The organism is Thermotoga sp., assembly GCF_021162145.1.
In the GTDB taxonomy this organism is placed as follows: Bacteria; Thermotogota; Thermotogae; order Thermotogales; family Thermotogaceae; genus Thermotoga.
On sequence record NZ_JAGGZH010000119.1, the window covers coordinates 1 to 5,232 of the forward strand.

Annotated in this window: 6 protein-coding genes and 1 pseudogene; 1 reads left to right on the top strand and 6 read right to left on the bottom strand. The window is 46.0% G+C overall.

Features of this window, described 5'->3' with window-relative positions:
* Positions 1 to 3: 3 nt before the first annotated feature.
* From J7K79_RS07565 to J7K79_RS07590, 6 genes are read right to left on the bottom strand one after another with little or no spacing between them, the layout of a single operon-like run.
* The gene (locus tag J7K79_RS07565) at positions 4 to 531 is read right to left on the bottom strand and encodes a transcription repressor NadR (protein ID WP_296907106.1); all 528 of its coding nucleotides are present in this window, start codon (positions 529 to 531) and stop codon (positions 4 to 6) included.
* Between the two features lie 14 nt (positions 532 to 545).
* Positions 546 to 2,201, bottom strand: a complete 1,656-nt coding sequence (locus tag J7K79_RS07570) for a radical SAM protein (RefSeq protein WP_296907109.1) — start codon at positions 2,199 to 2,201, stop codon at positions 546 to 548.
* On the bottom strand, positions 2,198 to 2,965 hold the full coding sequence (locus J7K79_RS07575) for a hypothetical protein (protein WP_296907112.1): 768 nt from the start codon (positions 2,963 to 2,965) through the stop codon (positions 2,198 to 2,200). Before J7K79_RS07575 ends, J7K79_RS07570 begins: the two co-directional genes overlap by 4 nt.
* 4 nt (positions 2,966 to 2,969) lie before the next feature.
* A complete protein-coding gene (locus tag J7K79_RS07580) occupies positions 2,970 to 3,338 on the bottom strand; it encodes a hypothetical protein (protein ID WP_296907114.1) in 369 nt (122 codons plus the stop codon).
* A complete protein-coding gene (locus J7K79_RS07585) occupies positions 3,319 to 3,888 on the bottom strand; it encodes a sigma-70 family RNA polymerase sigma factor (protein WP_296907116.1) in 570 nt (189 codons plus the stop codon). Before J7K79_RS07585 ends, J7K79_RS07580 begins: the two co-directional genes overlap by 20 nt.
* Before the next feature lie 32 nt (positions 3,889 to 3,920).
* On the bottom strand, positions 3,921 to 4,982 hold the full coding sequence (locus J7K79_RS07590) for a lysine racemase (RefSeq protein ID WP_296907120.1): 1,062 nt from the start codon (positions 4,980 to 4,982) through the stop codon (positions 3,921 to 3,923).
* A 53-nt stretch (positions 4,983 to 5,035) separates the two neighbouring features.
* On the opposite strand from J7K79_RS07590, the pseudogene J7K79_RS07595 reads away from it, so the two are divergent.
* Positions 5,036 to 5,232: pseudogene (locus J7K79_RS07595) on the top strand (purine-nucleoside phosphorylase); the annotation flags it as partial.

A 5,232-nucleotide genomic window follows, 5' to 3' on the forward strand; every position in this document is an offset into this window, starting at 1 on the left:
ACCTTATCCCTCCTCTATCAAGAAACCTTTCTCCTTCAGCTCTTTCAATATTTTTTTCATAATTTCCTCATCCGGCGCCTCTATGGTGTGAAGGTGCACTCCCCCAGACAGTTTCAGGAGGGGTTCTGTTTTCGCCATCTCCATGAGACTGACGAACTTCAGAACATCCTCTTCTGTGGAAGCATCGATGATCCCCCGGATTTCACCGTAAACCGGGTGCTCCACGATCACATCTATAACCCTTCCTCCGTTTCTCACAATACAGAGTAATTCTTCTTTTATATCCTCTGGCCCGTGTTTTACGGCGACAAGCTTCGATACCTTCGTTTTTCCCCCGCCGAAGACGTATCCCCGGGGGGTTGCAATTATGCTGTATCCTTGGCTCCTCAAATAGGCGATGTCCTGAACGATTATCTGTCTGCTCACACCAAACTCTTTTGCCAGCTTGGAACCGCTGACAGGCTCTCGGGATCTCTCGAGTATTCTCAAAATAGACTTCAAACGTTCCTGTTTGAGCTCTTTCATGCTCATCCCCCGTAAATATTTTACACCTGCTGTAAAGAAATGCCTATCTTTTTTAGTATTCCTACCGTTTCAGGAGGAACGATCTTCTCCAATTCACTCCAACTTCTGAACGGTCGGTTCAGGATGATCTTCCTCGCCAGTGCCTGGCCGATTCCTGGTATCGTGGTGAGCTCCTCGAGTGACATGCTGTTCACAGAGGGAGGGTAAGGGATGGCGGTAACGGATCGTTCCCCGTGTGAAACAACTACAACGTCCATTACATCGGTGTGCACACCGGGAACACCCACCAGAATAGGATAGCTCCCAAGTTGCCTTCCGAAGGTGAACTTTCCCTCCACGTACTCCGGTATCACTTTTCTCAAAACTGTTCCCACAGGGAAGACTCGTTTCAACATCTCATGATCGATCTCTTCCCGGATCTTTCTTTTCCATCTTTCGTGAAGGTAACTTTTGACTTTGTGTTTCCTGATTTTGAAATACTCGTATACGGGTGTCTCTGGATACACAAGAAGTTTCCTGATGTTGATTCTTCTCAGAAGGTATCCGTCATCCAGTATCTTCTTCAAGTAGAAGTAATTTTTCTCAAGAGTCCGTTCAGTTTCACCGGGAAGACCAAAGATCAGATTTATACCAGGAAGCAGCTTTGGTACCCCTTCTACACGCCCACCTCCTATTTCGTTTACGATGGCAACGGCTTTCAGGAACTCTTCAGGAGAGCCCTGTATATTGTTCTTTCTCAAAACGGCTTCGTCGAAGGATTCCACGCCAAAGGAAAAGACGTCACCGGGTGTGTTGTACCTGACGATGGTTTCCACGATCTTCCTGCACGCTTTCTCGTACTTAACTAGATAGGCAGGGTTGGCGTTGTCGGTATGAAGAACCTCCAGGGAAGGAGCAGCCATTCTGGTTCCAGAATACAGCTCTTCGATCAATTCGGGAGAGGGTTTTCCGGCGTTCATGTCAGATCCGTAGGCCAGGATATTCGCTGTTCTACCAAAACGAAACGCTCTGCATCCTACCTTGTAAAGAGATTCTATCTCCTTCAGAATGGACTCAACTTTTCTCGACGTTAGTCTTCCATGGAGGATAGGTTCCGTACAGAAGGTACAGAAGGTTTCTCTTTCACATCCCCTAGACAGTTCTATTTCGCAAATGATGTGTGGAAAGTTCGGGTGTTTCTTAAGAATGACAACACCGTAGGGAGCAACTCTATCGATCGTTTCGTAGTCACCTTTTGCCGTTGGATCGGGTTCCCCTCGAAAGTAAGAAAGTACGAACGCTTCCACGTCTCCTGTCACTAGATAATCTGCCTGAATTTCTGGAAGTCTGGCGACGGTTCCTCCTTTGGGGGAATAACCTCTGACAATGGGCCCTCCTACAACCTTCAGGGGTCTTCTGGCAAGACTCAGTATCTTCTGAAGCTCGCCAAGGGTTAAAGGAGTTCCTCCTTTATACCGCCCTGGAACGGTGGTACCAGCCACCACGAAGAGGTAATCGTATTCGTTGGCGCTTTCCCACAGCTGCTCTTTCCTCACCCTGTCTATGGTGACGTAATCAACTTCCAATCCTACCAGAACAAGAGCACCTGCAAGGTATCTGACGTAAGGGCTTATGTAAGGTGGAACACCAAAAACGGCAGGCTCGTCAACGTATCCATCGAGGATCAGCGCTTTCATTTTTTCAGAATCACCTTTATTTCCTCAAGAGTTTCTTTATCGGCAATTATCGCTATTTCCAGACCGTTTACATTGATTCTTAAAGCACCTTTCGGCAGGTCACTTCCAATAAATATTTCTACCTTCTGTCCGTTCTTGTAAATACCCTCTATTTCGAGCCCGGATGTTCCTTCTCTGATGATGATGAACTTGAAGTTGTTCAGGACACTCACCAGCTCTTTCGGAAACTCGATCTCCGAGTCCTCAAGAGAGTAATCTCTCAAGACATCTTCTTTAGAAACAGAGAGAGGTTCTACTTCTTCGTAAAGGAGCTTGCTCTTCGTGTTCATGTAGTTTCTTTCTATCTCTCTTGGAAGGCCATCCTTGGTCAGAAGGATTCGATATTCTCCAGTATCATGCAATGTGATTTCGTATCCCTCATCTGCTTTCCTGAGAATGAGATTCCTCCCCTGCAAAATTTCCTTGAAAGCCAGATCTTCGAGATCCAGGATCAACATCGGTGATCTCCTCAGGATTGTATCGGAACCCATATAACAGTTCTGGCCCAATCTGACCCAGTTCACTCTGACCGGCTCGTGAACGAGTACCATCTTGTCGGCTCCCCACTTGTAAACCTCCTCGTACCTGAAGCGTGTCTTGAGCCCTATCTCGATCATGACTCTCTTGGCGTAGTAATTCGAGTATATCCACTTTTCAACAATTTCGGGCAATGCGAAGATCGTAGCCGTTATTAAGAAGAGAAGTACGAACGCGTGCTTTTTCACGTTATCACCATCCGTCGTTCACCACTTCCACTGTTTTTATGTAGTTGATAACCTCGTTGACCACTGACTTTTGATTCTGAACAACCTCTGGTTTGGAAGGAAAGGCTGGAAAAATATCGAAAACGAGAGAAAGCAAAAGCAATGAAGCGATCACACCTGTGAGAACGGTGGAGAAAATGAGTTTTCTGCGTTTTCTCGCCTTTAAAATCTTCTCCATCAATCTGCTGCTCGGAATGTATTCACAACGTATTCTGTAGAGCGATATCGCCTCTTTGTAGGCTCGATACTCCTCGAGCAGATCTCTCGGTAGGTTTTCAACGGGCTCTTCTCCATCGAGGATCCTGTTTAGTCTGTCATCTTTCAACCCTTTCACCCTCTTTCAACAACTTTCCCAATCTTTTTCTTGCGTAATGAAGCCTGCTCTTGACAGTTCCAACTGGTTTTTGAAGCACGGACGCGATCTCCTCGTAACTCAATCCATCTATATCTCGGAGTTTTATAAGCAATCGATCTTCTGGTGAGAGCTTTTCTAGAGCCTTCTGAACTTTTTCGACCGTTATAGAACGCATTACCTCTTCGATTACACTCTCCCTGGCTTGCGGTTGGATGTAGATTTCATCTTCGCTGTCACTTTCCTGAAAATCCGTGAGGAATTCGTTCCTTCTCTTGTACTTCTGAAGATAGTCTTTGCAAACGTTCACCGCTATCCTGTAAATCCACGTGGAGAGCTTCGAATCTCCTCTGAATTTTTTGATGCCCTTGAAAATCCTCACAAAGACGTCCTGTACCACATCGTCCACGTCGTCCGTGTTCAGATAACTCTTTGCGATGCTTCCTATCTTGGGTGCGAACTCTCTGTATAGAAGCTCGTAGGCCCAATTCTCCTTTTTCTTCAAGGCTTCCACGAGTTTTTTCTCGTTCAAAGCGATTTCCTCCTCGTATTAAGACTCGTTCCTCAAATCGACGGTTCATAACGCTTTTCCACAAAAGGAGAAGTCATCGTCTTCAAAAGGCAGGAATACGTCATTCTGAACCTGAACACGTCCCCCACCTTCACATCACCGTATTCGGTTACATCCAAGACCACGTGGTCGCTGGAGGCGTGAAGCACCTCCACCCCTTTGTCCACTGGTATGAGCCCTCTGCTGTCTATGTCCTGCTCACCGAGAGCACAGATTGCTCTCTTCCTCACACCTTTGTCGACGAATGCCACCTTTCTACCGAAGACATCCAAACCCCTCTTTCCAACGGGAATCGATGGTTTTTCCTTCACTTCGATCACTTCCGCTTCTACAATGAACGTGTCCTGAGACAACCAGTTTATCACACGGTTGTTCGTTATATCTCTTCCGAGTGCGATCGCCTCTCCTATCCTCAGCTGATTAACACCTTCTGGAATCTCTCCATTTTCCAACGCAAACAATGTAGGAGTGTTGCCACCAGACACTATCTCAATGTTGAAGCCATGTTCTTTCTCCAGTCTCTCTTTTATGCTGAGCAACGTCTCGAACTTTTCCTTTGTAGGGATGATACCACCATAACAACCAAAATTCGTCCCTATTCCCACAATGTTCGCAGTCCTACACTGAGCGATCTCCTCCACCGCTCTCTCGTACCACACTCCCTCTCTCAAGTCCCCCACATCGATCATGTAGATGATTTTCACGGCTCTCCCCATTTCCCTGGACAACTCGTCCACCATCTGGGCAACCTTTGGATCAGAAACCATTATGTAGTCAAAATGCTTTACGTCCTCAACCAGCTCGCTCATCATTGGAAGTCTCAGTAGCATAAAAGGTCCTTCTATCCCCGCTTTCTTCATTCTGAGAACGTTTTTCAACCTTGATTCTCCTAAGATTTTTATTCCTGCCCTTTTCAGGGCTTCAGCGAAGTTTGGATCCCCCAGTGTTACCTTTGTAACTCCCACTATCTCTATGCCTCTTTTTTCTGCCATTTGAACAATTCTTCTGGCGTTCTCCTCGATTTCTTTCAAGTTTATCAAGACCCTTGGATACATGCTGAACACCTCTTTGTAGTAGAATAGTACTGATACGGAGGTGATAAAAAAACATGATTACGAAGATCAAAGAAGCAAGGGACTACATAATGAAAAGAACGAGTATTTCACCCGAAATTCTCATCGTTCTTGGATCCGGTTTCAGCTTGTTTACAGAAGCCGTGGAGAATCGTACTACTATAGATTATAAAGACATTCCATATTTTCCACAACCAACAGTGGAAGGTCACAGCGGAAGGCTAGTTTTTGG

What these genes read in the sequence shown, in the direction of transcription:
- J7K79_RS07565 (WP_296907106.1), bottom strand. Translation starts at nt 531, where the DNA reads ATGAGCATGAAAGAGCTCAAACAGGAACGTTTGAAGTCTATTTTGAGA.
- J7K79_RS07570 (WP_296907109.1), bottom strand. Translation starts at nt 2,201, where the DNA reads ATGAAAGCGCTGATCCTCGATGGATACGTTGACGAGCCTGCCGTTTTT.
- J7K79_RS07590 (WP_296907120.1), bottom strand. Translation starts at nt 4,982, where the DNA reads ATGTATCCAAGGGTCTTGATAAACTTGAAAGAAATCGAGGAGAACGCC.